Annotated in this window: 15 protein-coding genes and 1 tRNA gene; 6 read left to right on the plus strand and 10 right to left on the minus strand. The window is 64.7% G+C overall.

The window, feature by feature from the left end:
- Window position 1: 1 nt before the first annotated feature.
- Window positions 2-1,582: a gamma-glutamyltransferase family protein gene (locus ROH8110_RS04465; protein ID WP_085816499.1), complete on the plus strand. Its 1,581-nt coding sequence runs from the start codon at window positions 2-4 to the stop codon at window positions 1,580-1,582.
- Between the two features lie 3 nt (window positions 1,583-1,585).
- Window positions 1,586-2,971 (plus strand): M20 family metallopeptidase, encoded by a 1,386-nt coding sequence (locus ROH8110_RS04470; protein WP_085816500.1) that lies wholly within the window; start codon window positions 1,586-1,588, stop codon window positions 2,969-2,971.
- A 119-nt stretch (window positions 2,972-3,090) separates the two neighbouring features.
- On the opposite strand, the gene ROH8110_RS04475 is transcribed toward ROH8110_RS04470, so the two are convergent.
- Window positions 3,091-3,165 (minus strand) — tRNA-Asn (locus ROH8110_RS04475).
- A gap of 81 nt (window positions 3,166-3,246) precedes the next feature.
- Window positions 3,247-4,158: an MBL fold metallo-hydrolase gene (locus tag ROH8110_RS04480; RefSeq protein ID WP_085816501.1), complete on the minus strand. Its 912-nt coding sequence runs from the start codon at window positions 4,156-4,158 to the stop codon at window positions 3,247-3,249.
- Window positions 4,159-4,198: 40 nt separating this feature from the next.
- Here ROH8110_RS04480 and ROH8110_RS04485 point away from each other — a divergent pair, with 40 nt between their 5' ends.
- The gene (locus ROH8110_RS04485) at window positions 4,199-5,503 is read left to right on the plus strand and encodes an ATP-binding protein (RefSeq protein WP_085816502.1); all 1,305 of its coding nucleotides are present in this window, start codon (window positions 4,199-4,201) and stop codon (window positions 5,501-5,503) included.
- Window positions 5,504-5,513: 10 nt separating this feature from the next.
- On the opposite strand, the gene ROH8110_RS04490 is transcribed toward ROH8110_RS04485, so the two are convergent.
- Both ROH8110_RS04490 and ROH8110_RS04495 read right to left on the minus strand, forming a co-directional pair.
- Window positions 5,514-6,113 (minus strand): nucleotidyltransferase family protein, encoded by a 600-nt coding sequence (locus ROH8110_RS04490; RefSeq protein WP_085816503.1) that lies wholly within the window; start codon window positions 6,111-6,113, stop codon window positions 5,514-5,516.
- 109 nt (window positions 6,114-6,222) lie between these two features.
- On the minus strand, window positions 6,223-8,640 hold the full coding sequence (locus ROH8110_RS04495) for a GcvT family protein (RefSeq protein WP_085817004.1): 2,418 nt from the start codon (window positions 8,638-8,640) through the stop codon (window positions 6,223-6,225).
- A gap of 287 nt (window positions 8,641-8,927) precedes the next feature.
- Here ROH8110_RS04495 and ROH8110_RS04500 point away from each other — a divergent pair, with 287 nt between their 5' ends.
- The gene (locus tag ROH8110_RS04500; RefSeq protein WP_085816504.1) at window positions 8,928-11,357 is read left to right on the plus strand and encodes a GcvT family protein; all 2,430 of its coding nucleotides are present in this window, start codon (window positions 8,928-8,930) and stop codon (window positions 11,355-11,357) included.
- An 87-nt stretch (window positions 11,358-11,444) separates the two neighbouring features.
- On the opposite strand, the gene ROH8110_RS04505 is transcribed toward ROH8110_RS04500, so the two are convergent.
- The 4 genes from ROH8110_RS04505 to ROH8110_RS04520 all read right to left on the minus strand — a co-directional run bounded on the left by ROH8110_RS04505 (window position 11,445) and on the right by ROH8110_RS04520 (window position 16,148).
- On the minus strand, window positions 11,445-12,074 hold the full coding sequence (locus ROH8110_RS04505; RefSeq protein WP_085816505.1) for a LysE family translocator: 630 nt from the start codon (window positions 12,072-12,074) through the stop codon (window positions 11,445-11,447).
- 82 nt (window positions 12,075-12,156) lie between these two features.
- Window positions 12,157-13,464, minus strand: coding sequence for an HlyC/CorC family transporter (locus ROH8110_RS04510; protein WP_085817005.1), 1,308 nt, complete (start codon window positions 13,462-13,464; stop codon window positions 12,157-12,159).
- 201 nt (window positions 13,465-13,665) lie between these two features.
- Window positions 13,666-14,616 carry a site-specific tyrosine recombinase XerD gene (locus ROH8110_RS04515; protein ID WP_085816506.1) on the minus strand — a complete coding sequence of 317 codons (951 nt, stop codon included), beginning with the start codon at window positions 14,614-14,616 and terminating at the stop codon, window positions 13,666-13,668.
- Window positions 14,613-16,148 (minus strand): hypothetical protein, encoded by a 1,536-nt coding sequence (locus ROH8110_RS04520; protein ID WP_085816507.1) that lies wholly within the window; start codon window positions 16,146-16,148, stop codon window positions 14,613-14,615. The genes ROH8110_RS04515 and ROH8110_RS04520 overlap by 4 nt, the downstream gene beginning before the upstream one ends.
- Window positions 16,149-16,374: 226 nt before the next feature.
- Between ROH8110_RS04520 and ROH8110_RS04525 the strand changes: the two genes are divergently transcribed.
- Together ROH8110_RS04525 and aroB are read left to right on the plus strand one after the other, a co-directional pair.
- Entirely contained in the window at window positions 16,375-16,956 is a 582-nt protein-coding gene (locus ROH8110_RS04525; protein WP_170156469.1) for a shikimate kinase, read from the plus strand.
- Window positions 16,953-18,068 (plus strand): 3-dehydroquinate synthase, encoded by a 1,116-nt coding sequence (gene aroB / locus ROH8110_RS04530; protein WP_085816509.1) that lies wholly within the window; start codon window positions 16,953-16,955, stop codon window positions 18,066-18,068. Before ROH8110_RS04525 ends, aroB begins: the two co-directional genes overlap by 4 nt.
- Window positions 18,069-18,160: 92 nt before the next feature.
- On the opposite strand, the gene arsH is transcribed toward aroB, so the two are convergent.
- Both arsH and arsC read right to left on the minus strand, forming a co-directional pair.
- Window positions 18,161-18,907 (minus strand): arsenical resistance protein ArsH, encoded by a 747-nt coding sequence (gene arsH / locus ROH8110_RS04535; protein WP_085816510.1) that lies wholly within the window; start codon window positions 18,905-18,907, stop codon window positions 18,161-18,163.
- Window positions 18,900-19,322: an arsenate reductase (glutaredoxin) gene (arsC, locus tag ROH8110_RS04540; protein WP_085816511.1), complete on the minus strand. Its 423-nt coding sequence runs from the start codon at window positions 19,320-19,322 to the stop codon at window positions 18,900-18,902. Before arsC ends, arsH begins: the two co-directional genes overlap by 8 nt.
- Window positions 19,323-19,338: the final 16 nt, after the last annotated feature.

The raw sequence follows: 19,338 nt of genomic DNA on the forward strand, positions 1-19,338 counted from the left end.
CATGTCCGTGAACCTGTCGCGCAGCGCGCAAACCCGGAAAATCGTCATCGAAACCGAATATGGCGTCGTTGCCGCGCAACACCGGCTGGCGGCCGAGGCGGGCGCCGCGGTGCTGGAAGCAGGGGGTGATGCGGTTGATGCCGCGGTGGCCACCTCCTTTGCCATCGGTGTGCTGGAACCCTGGATGAGCGGCCCGGCAGGCGGTGGCGCGCTGATGCTGTGGCGCGCCGATACCGGCAAGGCGCATGCGCTGAACTACGGGATGCGCGCCCCGGCGGCGCTTGATCCTGCCGACTACCCGCTTACGGGCAGGGGGGTTGCGGGCGATCTGTTCCCCTGGGAGGAAGTGGTTGACGATCGCAATGTCCAGGGCGCCACCGCCGTTGCGGTGCCGGGGCTGGTCGACGGCATGGGCCAGGCGCATGAGCGATTCGGGCGGATGCCCTGGGGCGAGCTTCTGTCGCCGGCGATCCGCTTTGCCCGCGACGGACTGCTGGTGGACTGGTATGCCGCGCTGATCATCGCCTCGACCACCCGCGAGTTGGCCAAGGACCCGGATGCCGCCGCGATGTTCCTTGAGGACGGCCAGTGGCCGACGATCAGCGGCTGGACCGCGCTGGCCGAAAAACGGCTGGAGCAGGGGCGCATGGCCGACAGCCTCGAGCAGATGGCGCGCAAGGGCGCGCGCGAGTTCTATGACGGCGAGCTTGGCGCGGCGATGGCCGCCGACATGCAGGCCAAGGGTGGCAGCCTGAGCCACGCGGATCTCTGCGCCTATCGCGCCGAGTTCAGCGATCCGCTGAGTTTCGATTATCGCGGCGCACGGTTCGACGTGGTGCCGGGGCTGACCGCAGGCCCGACGTTCCGTCACGCGCTTGGCGTGATGGAGGCGGAAGCGGCGTTCGGTGCCGCGCCCGGCGGCGAAGCCTTCAGCGCCTATGCCGAGGGGCTGAGCACCGCCTATGGCGAGCGGCTGGCGACGATGGGTGACAGTGGCGAGACCGAGTCCCATTCGGGCTGCACGACGCATTTCTCGGTGGTCGACCGGGATGGCAACATGGTTAGCCAGACGCAGACGTTGCTGTCGATCTTCGGCGCGCGCGTCGTGTCGCCCGAGACCGGTTTCCTCATGAATAACGGCATCATGTGGTTCGACCCGGTTCCCGGACGCCCCAATTCGCTGGCACCGGGCAAGCGCTGCCTGATGAATGTCTGCCCGATACTTGGCGAAAGCGGCGACGCGCGCTTCGCATTCGGGGCGTCCGGCGGGCGCAAGATCGTGTCGGCGATGGTGCAGATGGCGTCTTTCGTGGCGGATTTCGGGATGGATATCGCCGAGTGCTTCCATCATCCGCGCATCGATGTGTCGGGCGGCAAGGCGATCGTGGCCGATGAGACGCTGTCGGAAGAGATCCTAGATGCCCTGCGCACGCGCCACCCCGTTCATACTACCCGGCGCAGCCCCTTTCCCTATGCCTTTGCCTGTCCGGCAGGGGTGATGCGAAAGGGCGCGGTCAATACCGGATGCACTGAGATCATGTCGCCTTGGGGCGACGCCATTTGTGAAGAACCGAGCAGGTAGACCATGACACGAAGCGACGCGATCGACACTGTAACAGCCTATTTCGACGAGGGCCGGTTCCAGGCCGAACTTGCCGATCTGGTGGGGTATGAGACCGAAAGCCAGAACCCCGAGCAGGCGGCGGAACTGGCGCGCTATCTGGAACAGGCGATGACCCCCCGGCTCGGTACGATGGGGTTTTCCTGCAAGACCTACGACAACCCGGTCGCAGGGGCCGGACCAATTCTGGTGGCCGAACGGATCGAGGGCGCCGATCTGCCCACGGTGCTGAGCTATGGTCATGGCGATGTGATCCGCGCCCAGACCGACCAGTGGCGCGAGGGCCTGCATCCCTTCAAGCTGGTCGAAGAAGGCGACCGGCTGTATGGCCGGGGCAGCGCGGACAACAAGGGCCAGCACCTGATCAATATCGCCGCGCTCGATGCCACATTGCAAAGCCGCGGCAAGCTGGGTTTCAACTGCCGGATCGTGATCGAAACCGGCGAGGAGACCGGATCGCCGGGTCTTGCCGAGTTCTTTGAAGCGCATAAGGACGATCTGAAGGCGGATGTGCTGATCGCCTCGGACGGGCCGCGCCTGCAACCCGAAACGGCGACCATGTTCATGGGCTCGCGCGGCGGCGTGACCTTCGACCTGGTGATCGAACTGCGCGAAGGGGCGCATCATTCGGGCAACTGGGGCGGGTTGCTGGCCGATCCGGCGATGATTCTGGCGCAGGCGCTTTCGACTATCACCGACGCGCGCGGTCAGATCCGCATCCCGGAGTGGCGTCCCGACAGCCTGACAGACGATGTGCGCGCCGCGCTTGCCGGACTGCCGGTAACCGGGGGCGACGGCCCCTCGGTCGACGAGGATTGGGGCGAGGAAAGCCTGAGCCCGGCCGAACGTGTATATGGCTGGAACAGCTTCGCGATCCTCGCCATGAAAAGCGGTGTGCCCGAGGCGCCGGTCAATGCGATTTCAGCCCACGCGCGCGCCACCTGCCAGCTGCGCTATGTGGTGGGCACCGAACCCGAGGATATCCTGCCCGCACTGCGCCGACACCTGGATGCGCATGGCTTTCAGGCGGTGCGAATCGTCGCGCATGACCGGGGTTTTTTCCGCGCGACACGGCTCAATCCCGATCACCCCTGGGTCACGTTCGTCGCCCGCTCCCTCGAGGAAACCTCGGGGCAAAAGCCGCATATCCTGCCCAACCTGGCCGGGTCACTGCCCAATGATGCCTTTGCCGACATCCTTGGCCTGCCCACGGTCTGGGTGCCCCATTCCTACAGGGGCTGTTCGCAGCACGCGCCCGACGAGCATGTTCTGAAGCCCCTTTCGCGCGACGCGCTGCGCCTGATGGCGGGGCTGTTCTGGGATATCGGAGAGGGCAACACCCCGGCCTGAATCGGGCCGTTGCGCAGCGCAGCCCGACGGGTACCGATGCTGGCGTCGCCCGATCCGACAAGTCATGATCCGTTACAGAAAAAGGGCTTAGTGTCTTTACACTAAGCCCCTGAAATCTTTGGCTCCGGCGGTAGGGATCGAACCTACGACCAATTGATTAACAGTCAACTGCTCTACCGCTGAGCTACGCCGGAACACGGGCGTCCGTATAGCAACAGGCTTGGGCGGCGTCCAGAGGGATTGTCACATATTTTGCGCCTGTCTCGTCACGCCTCTCAGGTGGTGGCGAAGCGCGCGTCAGAGGACAGGGGGTCGAGGGGTGAGACGAGGTTTTTTCCCATCAGGTCAATGAGATGGGCAAGGACGTTGCGGGTGGCGGCGGGCAGAAGGGCGCGCGGCGTGTCGGTATAGATGCGCTGCGCCAGCTCTTGGGCGGTGGCGGGTCCCGATCCGAGTTGCGCGAGGACCGCCGCCTCTCGCGCGCGCCGGTGCGAGATCAGCCAGTCGAGCCGCGCCATCGGGTCGTCGATCGGGGCGCCGTGCCCGGAATGGAACACCTCTGCCCCGATATCCCTGAGACGCGCGCAGGAGGCCATGAAATCGGTCAGATCCCCATCCGGGGGCGACACCAGAGAACTGGCCCAGCCCATCACCAGATCGCCTGTAAAGACTGCGCCGCGCGTCTGGAAACAGAGGTGATTGCCCAGATGTCCCGGCGTCCAGAGGGCGGTGATGGTCCAGCCCTCGCCTGTGACGACCTCGCCATCCGCCAGCCGGATGTCGGGGCAAAAGCCGTGGTCGATCCCTTCGCCCCCGTCATTGAGGCCGCTTTGCGCGAGGCGCTCCATCACCGCACTGCGACCGTCGCGGGCGTGGCCGAACGCATGCACCTTCGCGCCCGTTTCACGCGCCAGTTGCGCCGCGAGTGGCGAGTGATCGAGATGCGCATGGGTCACGAGGATATGGGTGACCCGCTGGCCCGGACCCAGTGCCCCGAGAATCGCCGCCAGATGGCTTTGATCGTCCGGCCCCGGATCGATCACCGCAATGCCGGTTTCCCCCAGCATATATGTATTGGTGCCCAGATAGGTCATCGGCGAGGGATTGGGGGCCAGGATGCGGCGGATTCCCCGGCCCATATCCTCGGCGATGCCGACGGGAGGATTGAATGCGCTCTGCGGCATCATCGGGCTTCCTTCCTTGGTGGCGCGCGTCTAGGTTTGGCGCATGTCGTTCAACTGGCTCAAATCATATACGCCACGAGGCCTTTATTGGCGGGCAGCACTGATCCTGCTGTTGCCGGTTGTCAGCCTGTTCCTGGTGATGGCGGTGGTGTTTCTCCAGCGTCATTTCGAGGGTGTTACCACGCAGATGACCCGGACCGCCAGCCGCGAGGTCGCGGTGTTGCGCGCCAGTAACCTGTCTGCCGAGGAGACGGCGAAAACGTCGCTTGCAAGGTCGCTCGGGATCAAGATCAGCGCCGTGACCGAGGACGAACTGCCCGAAACCCACCAGCGGCGCTGGTATGATCTGACCGGAATCGTCGTGATCCGAGAGTTCGAGGCACTGATTTCGGGTCTTCGGGCGGTGGACCTGCCGGATGACCGTGTGGTGCGCTTGTATATCCTCCAACCCGACGGGGTCTGGCGGATGGAGTTCGAGCGGGCAAGGGTGTCGCCCAAGAACGCACACCAGATCTTTGTGAACATGGTGTTTTTCGGCGTGCTGATGACGGTGATCGCCTATTTCTATCTGCGCAACCAGCTGCGCCCGATCACCCGGCTTGCGCGCGCCGCCGAGGCTTTTGGTCGGGGGCGCCATGAACCATACCGCCCTGCGGGTGCAATCGAGGTGCGCGCGGCGGGAAACGCCTTTCTGGACATGCGCGCCCGGATCGAACGCCAGATCGAGCAGCGCACGCTGATGCTTTCCGGCGTCAGTCACGATCTGCGCACGCCGTTGACGCGCCTCAAACTGGGCCTGTCGATGCTGGATCATGAGGACCGCATCCCCATGCAGCAGGACGTGGCCGACATGGAGCGCCTGCTTGACGAGTTCCTGGCCTTTGCCCGGGGCGCGCAGGAGGGCGCGCCGGTGGCGCTTGATCCCGTCGCGCTGGTCGAGCGGATTGTCGAGGATTGTCAGCGTGCCGATATTGCCGCCGAACTTGTCGAGGTGAAGGGCTCAGGGCTGGTTCAGTTGCGCGAGGGCGCTATCCGGCGCGCCATCGAGAATCTGATCAACAACGCCGTGCGTTATGGTAGCAAGGCGGAACTCTCCGTGCTGATGACGGAGCGCGCATTGCGGATCCGGGTTGAGGATGACGGGCCGGGCATCCCTGCGTCCCGGCGTGAAGAGGCGATGAAGCCCTTTGCCCGGCTGGAACCTGCGCGCAATCAGAACCGTGGTACCGGGGTGGGCTTGGGCCTCTCGATCGCGATGGATATCGCGCGGGCGCATGGCGGAACCCTGCGCCTGGGTGAAAGCCAGCGTCTCGGCGGGCTGCGCGCCGACATCGTGATCGGGCGCTGAACCTTGTGCGTCAGCCTCGAGGGCGCTGGCGCCACTCGGCCCAGGCCTCGGGCGTATCGAGGTCCAGCGTCGCACGGCGACCGGGCAGGGACAGCCAGACGACATCTTCATCCGCCAGAATGGCCCGCGCGCCCCGATCACCCGAAAGCTGCGCCATCGCGCCGAACAATCGCGCCGGAAAGATCACCGGATGCCCGGCCTGTCCATTGCTGTCTGTGGCGCGCAGCGGCTTTGCGGGGTCATGCCGGAATCTGGCGCGCATATGCAAGAGATCGGCGGTTTCAAGCTCGGGCAGGTCCGCCAGAAACACCATCAGCCCCATTGCGCCGCGTTTCCCGGCCCATGCCGCCCCCGCCCGCAGCGATGCGGCGATCCCTTCGTCGGCATCGGTCAGTTCGATGCGTTCGGGCGCACCGACTGTGGCAAGGGCCGCGTGACGCGCTGTATCGCGCAGGCGAAGCGTGACCAGCACCGGGCAGCCCGTCGCCTCGGCCACGCGCACCTGACGCGCCAGCAAGGGCAGCCCGTCGACCGGTTCAAGCAGCTTGTCGCGTCCGCGCATCCGCGTCGCGTCCCCGGCGGCGGGGATCAGGATGACGATATCGTCCATGGCGTCTCCGGTCGGGCAGTGGCACCTGCGCCTGTCAACTGAGGCCAACGATACGCCCGCCCACGCCCGCTCGCCAGCCGGAAAGCCATGAGTTCCGCAAGATGCAGGTTCAGCCGCGCATCCGCGCGCCATCGGCGTCGAAAAGCGGTGTCGTGATCAGGCGGGCGGGGCGCATCTCACCGAGAATTTCGATCTGTGCCTCAAGCCCCGAATGGACCATTGCGGACGGGATCAACGCCAGGGCGACGGACGTGCCGGCATGGTGCGAATAGCCCCCGGAAGTGCAGAATCCCTGCACCGCGCCGTCGATCCAGACCGGCTCGTAGGCGTTCACATCGGTATCCCCGGCAGCGACCTCGAAGGCGGCGAGACGACGCGCGGGACCCGAGGCGCGTTCGGCCTCGGCGGCGGTGCGACCGATGAAATCCGCCTCCTTCGAGAAACGGATGAACCTGTCGAGCCCGGTTTCGGCCGGCGTGTAGTCGGGGCCGTATTCATGCAGCCAGGCGCCGAAGAACTTGTCGAGACGCAGCGACATCATCGCGCGCATGCCGAAGGGGTTCATTCCATGCGGCTGGCCCTCGCGCCAGAGAACCTCCCATAGGCTGCGCTGTGCCATCGGATCGCAATAGATCTCATAGCCCAGATCGCCCGTGAAGCTGACGCGCTGGATCGTGCAATCGACCATGCCGACATTCGCCCGCATGAGCCCCATGAACCGCAGGCGCGAAACGTCCGCGTCAGTGCAGGCGGCCAGAACGTCGCGCGCCCTTGGCCCAGCGATCTGGAAGCCGGTCAGGCGGTCCGAGATGTTCTCGACGCTGACGCCCGCCTGCGCGTTCTGTTGGAACCAGCGCATGTGATAGGCCTGCGCGCCGTAGGATGCCGTGAGTTGAAATGTCGTCTCGTCGCGGCAGGCGACGGTGAAATCGCCGATGATGCGCCCCGCGGGGCTGAGCATCGGGTTCAGCGCCAGCCGGCCCGGTTGCGGGATCGTCCCGGCCATGATGCGATCAAGCCAAGCGCGTGCCGAGGCACCGCGCACGAGGTATTTGCCGAAATTCTGGACCTCGTTGATGCCTACGGCCCCGCGCACGGCTTTCACTTCGCGTGCGGTCGCCGCGAAGGCGTTCGAGCGGCGAAAACTGGGGGTCTCGAAACGCGGCTCGTCGCCCTGGGCGAAGTAGTTCGGCACTTCCAGCCCGTATTGATGCCCCCAGACCGCGCCAAGCTGATCGAAGACGTCATACATCGGCGTTCGCCGGAACGGACGTGCCGCGGGCAGTTCCTCGTTCGGGTAGGAGACCGAGAACCGTTTCTGATAGTTCTCGATCACCTTGGGGCGGGTGTAACCGGGCGTGATCCAATCGCCATAGCGTGCAACGTCCATCGCGCTTACGTCGCGCTCGCATTCGCCAGCGGTCATCCATTGCGCCAGCATCAGCCCGACGCCGCCGCCCTGGCTGAACCCCGCCATTACAGCGCAGGCGGACCAGTAATTGCGCAGGCCCGGCACCGGGCCGACCAGCGGGTTGCCGTCGGGAGCAAAGGTGAAGGGGCCGTGGATCACCGATTTCACGCCCGCGCGCCCAAGGGCGGGGAAGCGGCGATAGGCGAATTCGATACTGTCCTCGATCTTGTCGAAATCGTCGGGCAGCAACTCATGCCCGAAGTTCCAGGGCGTGCCATCCACGGCCCAGGGGCGGCAGGGCTGTTCGTAAAACCCGATACAGAGGCCACGCCCCTCCTGACGCAGATAGCTTTCGCCCGCCGGGCCCATCACATGGGGGTGCTCGCCCCCCGCGTCGATGATGGCGGATATCTCGGGCACGTCATCGGTTACGATATACTGGTGTTCCATCGGGTGCAGGGGCAGGTAGATGCCTGCCATCGCCGCCACCTCGCGCGCCCAGAGCCCCGCGGCGTTGACCAGATGTTCGGCGTGGATCGTGCCTTTGGCCGTGACCACGTCCCAGGTGCCGTCGGGGCGCTGGTTGGTTTCATGGACATGGCAATGGGTTTCGATCACCGCACCGGCCATGCGCGCCGCCTTGGCATAGGCATGAGTCGTGCCGGAGGGATCAAGATGCCCGTCAAGAGGGTCATAGAGCCCCCCCAGGATGCCGTCGGTGTTGGTCACCGGTGCGATCCCGGCGATCTCTTCGGGTGTCACGATCTCGGTTTCCAGGCCCATGTAGCGGTGCTTGGCGCGTTCGGCCAGCAGCATGTCGAAACGGTCGCGATTGTCGGCGAGGGTCACGCCGCCCACGTGATGCAGCCCGCAGGAGAGGCCGGTGATTTCCTCGAGTTCCTTGTAGAGCTTGATCGTGTAGCCCTGCAGCGCCGCCATGTTGGTATCGCCATTGAGCGTGTGAAAGCCACCCGCCGCATGCCATGTGCTGCCGCTGGTCAGTTCCGAGCGCTCGATCAGCATCACGTCCGTCCAGCCCAGTTTGGTCAGGTGGTAAAGGACACTGCATCCGACGACACCGCCGCCGATCACAGCAACACGGGTGGTGGTTTTCATGAATGTCTCCTGCATTTGGCCCGACGGTTTCAAAGTGAGGGGCCGCCGCAGGCCGGGCATGTCGGAAAGCGACAGCTTGTGTCGCAACCGTGCATGGACGCGGTTCGCGCCGCGGGTCGCATTTGGTCCCGACAAGCCGCTGACGCGGGATGCGCTGCCGCAAAGCGAAAAATACTGTCGGAAACCGGAAGGACATTTGCCGCATTGCATCGAATGATGCCGGGACGCGACGATCCCGACGCGCGCCCAAGCGCGCGGGGGAGGCGACAACAGTCAAGGGACCGGAAATGAAAACCCATGCACAGGCCGTCGTGATCGGCGGGGGCGTCATCGGATGCTCGATCCTTTATCACCTCACCAAGCTCGGCTGGAGCGATGTCGTTCTGCTTGAGCGCGACGAGTTGACCTCGGGATCGACCTGGCATGCGGCGGCCAATATCCACGGTCTGCATGACAGTGCCAATATCTCGCGCCTGCAGCACTACACGATGTCACTATACAAGCAGCTCGAGGACGAGACCGGCCAGTCCTGCGGGGTATTCCAGCCGGGCAGCCTCTATCTGGCTCAGACCGAGGCGCGTGAACATCAGCTGCGCCTGCAGGCGGCCAAGGCCCAGCTCTACGGGATGAATTTCAGCGAAATCAGTCGCGAGCGCGCCGAAGAGTTGCATCCGCTGGTGAATTTCGACGGCATCCGCTGCATCATGTGGGAGCCCGAGGGCGGCAATGTGGACCCGTCGGGTGTGACCAATGCCTATGCTGTGGGCGCACGCCAGCGCGGCGCCGAGATCCACCGCTTCACGCCGGTTACGGCGACGACGCAAAAGCCCGACGGCAGCTGGATCGTGGAAACGCCCAAGGGCAACATCGAAACCCGTTGGGTGATCAACGCAGCGGGTCTTTGGGGGCGCGAGGTGGCAAAGCTGGCGGGGGTCGAGATGCCGCTGCAACCCACAGAGCACCAGTATTTCGTGACCGAGACCATCGCCGAGATCGACGCGATGGACCGCCGCCTGCCGTCGGTCGCGGATCGCGACGGGGAATATTACCTGCGTCAGGAAGGCAAGGGCCTGCTGATCGGGGCCTATGAGCGCGATATGCGGTTCTGGGCCGAGGACGGCACGCCGCTCGATTTCGCACATGATCTTTTCCCCGACGACCTGGAGCGGATCATGGAGAACGTCATGCGCGCGATGGATCGCGTGCCGGTCGCGGCCGAGGCCGGGATCAAGCGCGTGATCAACGGGCCGATGATCTGGTCGCCCGATTCCAACGTGATTCTGGGGCCGGTGCCGGAGCTCAGGAACTATTTCATGTGCGGCGGCATCATACCCGGTTTCAGCCAGTCCGCCGGGATGGGCCTGATGGCGGCGCAGTGGATTGTCGAGGGCGAGATGCAATACGACATGTTCGCCTGGGATCTGGCACGGTTCGGCCAATGGGCCAATGACCGCGACTTCGTCAAGGCCAAGGTCCGGGATGTCTATGCGCACCGCTTCGCTATTCACTATCCCAACGAAGAGCGCGAAGCGGGCCGCCCGCTGCGCACCCGCCCGGTCTATGGGATGCAAAAGGAGATGGGTGCGGTGTTCGGCCTGAACTATGGCTGGGAGCATCCGCAATGGTTCGCGAATGAGCCGGGCAGCAAGGACACCAACGGTTTCACGCGTCAGAACTGGTGGGGGCCGGTGGGCGAGGAATGCCGCATGCTGCGCGAACGCGCAGGTATCATTGATATCTCGAACTTCGCCAAGTATCGCGTGAAGGGGCCGGGGGCCGAGGATTGGCTGAACGCGGTTTTCGCCAACAACATGCCCAAATCGGTGGGGCGCTCCTGCCTCACGCCACTGATATCGGTGCGCGGGGGGATCGCGGGCGACGCCACGGTGACGCGGGTCGGAGAGGATGAGTTCTGGGTGGTCAGCTCTGGCATGGCCGAGCGCTATCACAAGCGCTTCTTCGACATGGTGCCATTGCCCGAGGGCACCAGCTTCGAGTCCTGGACCGAGCGCATGTGCGGCTTCAACGTGGCCGGGCCGAAATCGCGCGAGTTGTTGGCGCGGCTCACGAATGCTTCGCTTTCGACCGATGACTTCCCTTTCATGCGCTCTCAGCGCATCGAATTGGCGGGGGTCGATTGCCTGGCGCTGCGGGTCAGTTTCACCGGCGACCTGGGCTGGGAGCTGCATTGCGCGACCGAAGACCAGGCGCAGCTTTATGCAGCGTTGCTGGAAGCGGGAAAGCCGCTTGGCGCTGGCCCGGTGGGCGCACGGGCGCTGATGTCGATGCGGATCGAGAAGGGGTATGGCTCCTGGTCGCGTGAATACAGCCCGGAATACTGGCCCCACGAGGTCGGCCTCGCGGGGCTGTGCAAGATGGGCAAGGATTTCCTGCACAAGTCGGCACTCGAAGCGGTGCTGGAAAAGACCCCGCGCGAGGATCTCGTGCTGATCCATATCGACGAGGCGGCGGTCACGGCGTCGAATGCCGATGCCACCGGCGGCGAGCCGATCTTCTGCAAGGGCAAACCGGTGGGCCGCGTTACGTCGGGGACCTATGGCTACAGCGTGGGGATGAGCCTTGCGCTTGGCTATGTGCGCCACGGTTCGGCGGCGCCGGGCGACGAGGTCGAGGTGATGGTGCTGGGGCAGCCCCACAAGGGCCGGATCCTGGAAGAGCCCCCGTTCGACCCGAAGGGAGAAAGATTGCGCGCCTGAATTCTGCCGGGCAGGGCCGGGGGGCAGCCCCCCGGCCCCCCCGAGGTATATCCGGCCAGATGAAGGCCGGAGCAAGAGGTGCGGTGGTCACTTCTGGGGTTGGAGATCCCGTGTTGCCAGCAATGCCGCCGCCGCGATCATCAGGGTGCCGCAGATCTTGTTCACGAGGCCGAAGGAGAAGCGTTTGAGCGCCGTTGCCGCGCGAATGCCAAGCCAGCCCCAAAGCAGCAGGATCGCCCCGTCGACGACGATATAGGTGACCCCGAGCATGAAGAGCTGCGGCAGGACCGGGGCCGCGGGATCGATGAATTGCGGGAAGAGCGCGCCGAAGAACACGACGGCGAAAGGATTTGCCATCGAGGTGACGAAACCTTGGCGAAAGAGTCGGAACCGTTCGCCCGAGACATCGGCGCTGACCTCATCGGTGCTGTCACGGGTCAGGATCAGTTGCACGCCGATCCAGACGAGATAGGCGACGCCGAGCCATTTGATCCAGCTGAATGCGCTTGCCGATGTGGCGATGATCGCCGCCAGGCCGAAAGCCGCCGCTGTCATCTGCAGGCAGTTCGCCGTGAGATCGCCCGCGATCGTGAAGGCGCTTTTGCGCAGGCCGTGGCGGATGCTGTTGGAGATGATGAGTAGCTGGCTGGTGTCGGGTGGGGTCGCGAAGAACACGCCGACCGCGGCGAGATAGATCAGGTAGGTTTCCAGTGGCATGCAGGTCGATCCTTTTGCGGCCCTGCGCCGAGGATGGGGCGTCAAGGCGTGGCTGACAAGGACGGATCGGGCGCAGCTGTCCTCAGATCTTGCGGATCTTCAGGCGGGTGATCCGGTTGTCGGCCTTGGCGACGACTTCGAACCGGAAGCCGTGGAAGTTGAACACCTGGTTCACGTCCGGGATCATTTGTGCCTCGTGGATGACGAGGCCGGCGATGGTGTTGGCCTCGTCGTCGGGCAGGTTCCAGTCGGTGGCGCGCTTGAGATCGCGGATGGTCATGGCGCCATCCACGAGGAACTGGTTGTCCTCGCTCTTGCGGATCGGATGGTCGGCGGCGGGGTCGAATTCATCCGTGATCTCGCCGACGATTTCCTCGAGGATGTCCTCTAGCGTGATCAGCCCTTCGAGCGTGCCGTATTCATCCACCACCAGCGCGAAATGGCTGCGCATCCGCAGGAATTGGCGCATCTGGTCATCAAGCGTGGTGGTTTCCGGCACGAAATAGGGTTTCATCGCGACGTCGCAGATATCGAAAGTCTTCAGCGCGTCGCGTGACAATTCGTCGACCGTGACCAGCTTGTGCATGGCGCGCAACAGGTCCTTGGCATGGACGACCCCGATGATGTTGTCGGGATCGTCGCGATAGACCGGCAGGCGGGTATAGTTCGACTGCAGGCACTGGTTAAGGATGGTTTCGGGGTCATCCTCTGCATTGATCATCTCGATCTGGCTGCGGTGGAGCATGATCTCCTCGACGGCGCGCTCGCCCAGATCGAGCGCCCCGAGAATGCGGTCGCGATCCTCCTTCTCGACGATGCCCTCGGAATGGCCGAGATACAGTGCGCCGGCGATCTCCTCGCGAACGGCGAGGATCTGGCTGTCGGGATCGGTCTTGACGCCGAACACCCGCAACACGCCGCGCACCAGCCAGCGCACGGCCGCCACAATGGGAGAGAAGGCGCTGACGGCGACGCCGATCGCCGGGGCGACGCGCGCGGCGGCCGCCTCGGCATTGGTAATCGCGTAGGTCTTGGGCAGGACTTCGGCGAAAATCAGCACCAGCAGGGTCATCACGAGCGTCGCCAGCGCCACGCCGGATTCGCCAAAGAGGCGCGTGAACATGGCGGTCGCCAGCGATGCGGCGAGGATGTTCACGAGGTTGTTGCCCAGCAGAACCGAACCGATCAGCCGTTCATTGTCCTCGGTGATCTTGAGAGCGCGCGCGGCGCCGGTTTCACCCTTATCGGCCCGCGCGCGCAGCTTGCCGCGCGAGGCGGCGGTCAGCGCCGTTTCGCTGCCCGAAAAGAAGGCAGAGAGCACCAGAAGCGTGATGATCGAGACCGAGGTGATCCAGAAGGCGGCATCAAGTGTCGGTGAGGTCGGTTCCATGAAGCTCAGCATCCCTATGTCCAAGAGGCGTTATGGGGCGTGCGGGCGTGACGATCAAGGAGGAATGGGCGTGAAACCGCGTGGTGATGGCGCGCGGTCGTGAGGCGCAGATCGCTTGAGCGCGGCGCCCGCATGCGGGGGCGGCGTTGAGGCATGGCCGCGACGAAGCCTTCGTGGCCGGCGTTGGCTCTCGCAGGAGGGCTAGCCGCCGTCGCTGCGCCGCGCCGCCAGTGCCAGGGGGTGATGATCCTGCACGAGATCGCGCAGGCGCTGTTCCAGCACATGGGTATATATCTCGGTGGTTGCGAGGTCGGCATGACCCAGAAGCGTCTGGATCGCGCGCAGGTCGGCCCCGTTCGCCAGCAGGTGGGTTGCAAAGGCATGGCGTAGCGTATGGGGCGTGACCTTGGCGGGCGAGATGCCCGCCTCAACCGCCAGGTCCTTGATCAGCATGTAAAAGCGGTGCCGCGTCAGGTGCCCGGCCTTGCCCGAGGAGGGAAACAGATAAGGCGTGGAGGGTTTGCCCTGTTTGCGCGCGGCATCCTCGTTGGCGTCGCGTTGCGCGAGCCAGGCCACCAGCGCGACGCGGGCATCCTGCGACAGGGGCACCATGCGCTCCTTGCCGCCCTTGCCGGAGATCAGCAGCATGCGCGGGTCGCCGCGTGCCGCCGAGACCGGCAATGCGACCAGCTCGCTGACCCGCATGCCGGTGGCATAGAGCAGTTCCATCAGGCAGGCATTGCGCAGCCTGACCTCGTCCGTGCGCCCGTGGGTGCGGGCCGCCGCAATAAGGTTCTCGACCTCGGATTCACTTAGTGTCTTGGGCAGTTTGCGATCACGCCCCGGCCCCTTGATGCGGATTGCGGGGTTGTCCTTGCGCAGGCGCTCCTCGAAGGCGAAACGGTAGAACTGCCTGATCGCCGAGAGACGCCGCGCGCGGGTCGCGCGTGCCAGACCCTGGGCATCGCAATGCACGAGATAGGCCTCGATGTCATGCTGATCCACAGTGTCGGCTCGCAGGGCGCTGGCATCCAGCCATTCGTCGAAATCGCGCAGGTCCCGGGCGTAGGCCTCAAGCGTATTGCGCGCCGAGCCAAGCTCGGCTGCCTGTGCTTCGAGGAAGGCGGAAATCCACTGCCGTGCCGCGGTCATGTCCCGCGTTCCAGGATGAGAAGCTGCAAGGCGGCGCGGCGCGCGGTATCCTCGAGCCCCACGGCGCGCAGGGTGGCAAGCGAATTGGAAATGTCGTCAAAACCGCGCGGCCCGGCCTGATCGAGCTGCAGCGCCGCCGTCAGGATCGCCTGTCCCAGTTTGTCGCCCTCAAGCATGCCGGCATGGGTGCGCGCCGGGCCGGTGGCATCAAACGCGCGGACAACAGCCTGTTTGAGGGGCGTATCGGCAAGATTCTCAGGCGGCGCGCCTCGTGCCAGGCCGGCCAGGAAGGCTTCGGCGGGATCGTCCGGATTGGCGCCTTGGGCGGCGGTTTCGTACTCGGGCGACAGGAGCGAGATGCGCAGGGCAAGGGCGCGGGCGGGGCCGGGCAGGCCGTCAAGCGAAGCCAGGTCCTTGCCATAGAGCTCTGCGAAGCTGACGCTCAGGCGCTGTTCCCGCATCAGCCGCCAGACCTCGGACAGGGCGGTGGCGATGGCGTCCGGCTGGCCGTTTGTCAGTGCCGCATCGAAGGCCTGCATCGCCGCGACCCTGGCCCAGACACCACCCGATGCGGCCGGGCTGCGCTCGGTATAGAGGCCCAGAAGGCGGTTGGGCGGCAAGGCGCCCGTGCGCGTCAGACGCTCGGCCGCGTCGATCCGGGCCTTCCATCCGCTTGAGGGGCGAAGATCGGCCATTGCGTAGGCGCGTGGCAGGCCCTGAGTCGGAAGCGGCTCACCGACGGATTCATAAAGCCGGAACAGAAGCGGCGTCATGTCGCTCGCCGGGGCGAGCGCATGTGAGTTTTCGACCATATCCGGATCGAGAAACTGTGCCAGAAGATCGCCTTCGGTCGCGCTCAGAAGATCAAGCGCCAGCGCGGTTTCATAGAGCAGCGCCGCTGTCTGCCAGTCGCCCGCGCGCGCCGTGCAGAATATGCGCGCACCGTAGCGCTGGCTGAGCGACGGGTTGTCGGCAAGGGCCTTGCAGGGCGTGTCCTCGGTGCCCACCAGCAGCGCCAGGTCGAGCCAGCGATCAAACAGGGCAGGGGTTGCGGGGCCCGCACGCTCGATCAGGGCAAGGGCCGGATCGACGGCGCCAAAACGCTCCAGTGCAGCCAGCCGCGCCTTGAGAAAACCCGCGCCAGCGCCCGCGTCGGCCGGGGCCTCCGCCTCGGCCAGAAGCAGCGTGTAATACAGCGCCTGAATTGCGGGCAGCGGTTCTGGCGCAAGGCGCGCAAACTGGGCCGTTACGGCGCGTTCGGTGCTGGCTTGCCAGAGCGAGACCGGCAGGCCCGTCACGTTGGCAGGCAGAAGCCCCACCGAATCCGAGCGCGCCGAACCAAGCGGCATCACCGCGACTTCGGGCGTGTCGACACCGTCGCTGACCGCCATGTCATCCAGCGGCACCACGCGCGGTGCAGCGACGCTGACCGACACCGGGGCATCAAGCCAGTCGATGGCTGACAGGGGCTCCTGCGCGGTGGCGCCGGAGGCGATGAAGATCGAAGCGATGAGCGCGTCAGTCTGTCTCAAGAATGATTTCCTGGCGAATCTCATTCGTCGGGGGCGAGAAATCCGCCCCGAAGAAGGGCCCTATGTAAGCATAGCCCACAAGCCCGATGAACGCCAGAATGGCGAGATATAACAGCCATTTGATGAGTCGTAACATGGTGGGCCTGCCTCGATCGTTCCGGATTTTTGAGTGTTTATAACTGGCCTTTTGGGCAAGATCACGTCATTCAGTGCCAACGCGCGAAATTTGGGCAGGGGAGCGCCGAAGGTGACTGCGCCGGAACAGTGGAAGCTGAAGAAAACCGTGGTGCTTGTCGGTATGATGGGCGCCGGGAAGACGGCTGTCGGCAAGGCATTGGCGGTGGCGCTGCACGTTCCCTTCCTTGACTCGGATGCCGAGATAGAGCGGGCGGCGAACATGAGCATTGCCGAGATTTTCGAGCGTGACGGAGAGGCGTTCTTTCGCGACCGCGAGACGCAGGTCATCGACCGGCTGCTTGCAGATGAATGCGGGGTGCTGTCGACCGGCGGCGGGGCGTTTCTGGCGCAGAGGAACCGCGAGCTGATTTCGCGCAAGGGCGTGTCAGTCTGGTTGAAGGTCGATTTGCCGATCCTATGGAGTCGCGTAAAACATAAAGATACCAGACCCTTGCTGCGCACAGCTAATCCATATTCTACGCTGCGCGACCTGTTCGACGCGCGCGTGCCGGTTTATGAACAGGCGGATCTTAGTGTCGAGGCGCGGGCGGATTACACGATCGAAACGATGGCGGGCAAGGTGCTGGAGGCGCTGGCGACCCGCGAGGATGTTCTGGAGAAGGTGACGTGATGGAAACGGTGCATGTGCCGCTGGGAGAGCGGGCCTATGACATACATATCGGCCCTGGCCTGATTGAACGGGCGGGTGAACTGATCGCACCCTTGCTGCAGCGCCCGCATGTCGCGATCGTCGCCGATGAGCATGTTGCGAAGTTACATTCAGAAACGCTTGTAACAGCACTGAAAAGAAATGGCATTTCGTCATCGATACTAACGCTTCCACAAGGCGAGGCGACCAAGTCATGGCCCCAGTTCGAGCGGGTGGTGGAGTGGCTTCTGGAGGAGCGGATCGAGCGGCGCGACGTGGTGGTCGCCCTTGGTGGCGGGGTGGTCGGGGACCTTGTCGGCTTTGCGGCGGCGGTGCTGCGGCGGGGAGTGCGGTTCGTGCAGGTGCCCACCAGCCTGCTGGCGCAGGTGGACAGCTCGGTTGGCGGCAAGACCGGGATCAACGCGCCGCAAGGCAAGAACCTGATCGGCGCGTTCCATCAGCCGAGCCTTGTTCTGGCCGACACGGCGGTTCTGGACAGCATGACGGAGCGCGATTTCTTGGCCGGTTACGGCGAGGTGGTCAAATATGGCCTGCTGGGAGATTCCGAATTTTTTCAATGGCTTGAGATCCATGGCCCGAGTCTTCGCGCCGGAGATCGCGCAACCCGCGTGGCGGCGGTGAAGCGGTCGGTCGAGATGAAGGCGGACATCGTCGTGAGGGACGAAAAAGAGATGGGGGATCGGGCGCTTTTGAATTTGGGGCATACTTTTTGTCATGCGCTGGAGGCGGCGACGGGGTATTCGGAGCGGCTGTTGCATGGTGAGGGTGTGGCCATCGGGTGCGCGCTGGCCTTTGAGCTGTCGGCGAGGCTGGGCCTGTGCAGCCAGGAGGAGCCGAGCCGCGTGCGCGCGCATCTCAAGAACATGAAGATGAAGGCCGATCTGTATGACATAGAAGGAGAATTGCCGGACTCGGACGGGCTTTTGAACCTGATGGGACAGGACAAGAAAGTCGTCGCGGGCAAGCTGCATTTCATCCTGGCGCGGGGGATCGGAGAGGCGTTCGTGACCTCGGAGGTCCCACGGGACGCGGTGCGCGACCTGCTGGATGACGCGTTGGCGGCGCGGGGCTGAGACAGCGTACAAAACGTCTGTTTTGTACGCTGCTTTTGTACGAAAAGCGCTGCCGCGCCGCGCGGTTCTGTACAGAGTGCCCCGAGAGCGGCCTAGTCGCCGGTCGTTTCGGCGCCGCCCAGTGCGGCCGGGGCGTTCACCCGGCGCGAGAGTTCCTCGAGCGATTCGACCCGTTCGGAATACCTGTCGGTCAGGTAGTCCGATTGCGCGCGCGTCAGTAACGTGAATTTAACGAGTTCCTCCATAACATCGACGACACGGTCATAGAGCGGCCCCGGTTTCATCCGGCCCGCATCGTCGAACACGTCCCAGGCCTTGGGAACGGAGGATTGATTTGGAATGGTGAGCATCCGCATCCAGCGCCCGAGAACCCGCATCTGGTTGACTGCGTTGAAGCTTTGCGATCCGCCCGACACCTGCGCGACGGCGAGGGTCTTGCCCTGGGTGGGGCGGATGCCGCCGGTGGGCGCCAGCGGAATCCAGTCGATCTGGGACTTCATGATGCCGGTCATCGCGCCGTGGCGCTCGGGGCTGACCCAGACCATGCCTTCGCACCACATCACGAGATCGCGCAGCGCGGCCACCTTCGGGTGGGTATCGGGCGCGTCATCGGGCAGGGGCAGGCCGGAGGGATCGAAATTGCGGGTCTCGCAGCCAAGGCGGCGCAGGATGCGCGCGGATTCCTGCGAAAGGAGGCGCGAATATGACCGCGTGCGCAGACTGCCATGCAGCAGCAGGATTCGCGGCGCATGGGCGGGCCTTTCTTCCGGGAAGAGGCGCGCGTGGTCGATCTGGCGAAACTGCGTGTCGTCGATATTGGGCGTGGTGTTGTCAGGCAATCCGCGTTCCTTGTTCGTCGATGAGCAATGTTCCGTCCTCCTTGCAGAGCGGGCCGGGCGGCAGCGCATCCAGAAGGTCGAGCACGGTTTCGGACGGGCGGCACAGGCGCACCCCCTTGGGCGAGCAGACGATGGGGCGGTTGACCAGGACCGGATGCGCGATCATCGCATCGATCAGTGCATCGTTACTGACCGACGGGTCCAGAAGGCCCAGCGACTCGGCGGGCGATTTGGTGGTGCGCAGGGCCTCGCGCGGGGTCAGCCCAGCGGCGGCGAACAGCGCCAGAAGCTGCGGGCGCGTCCAGCCGGTGTCGAGATAGGGAATGACGACCGGTTCGGTGCCGCCGGCGCGGATCAGGGCCAGCACGTTGCGCGACGTGCCGCAATCGGGATTGTGGTGGATGACGATGCTCATGTGATCTGCTCGCGCT

Source organism: Roseovarius halotolerans, assembly GCF_900172255.1.
GTDB lineage: Bacteria > Pseudomonadota > Alphaproteobacteria > Rhodobacterales > Rhodobacteraceae > Roseovarius > Roseovarius halotolerans.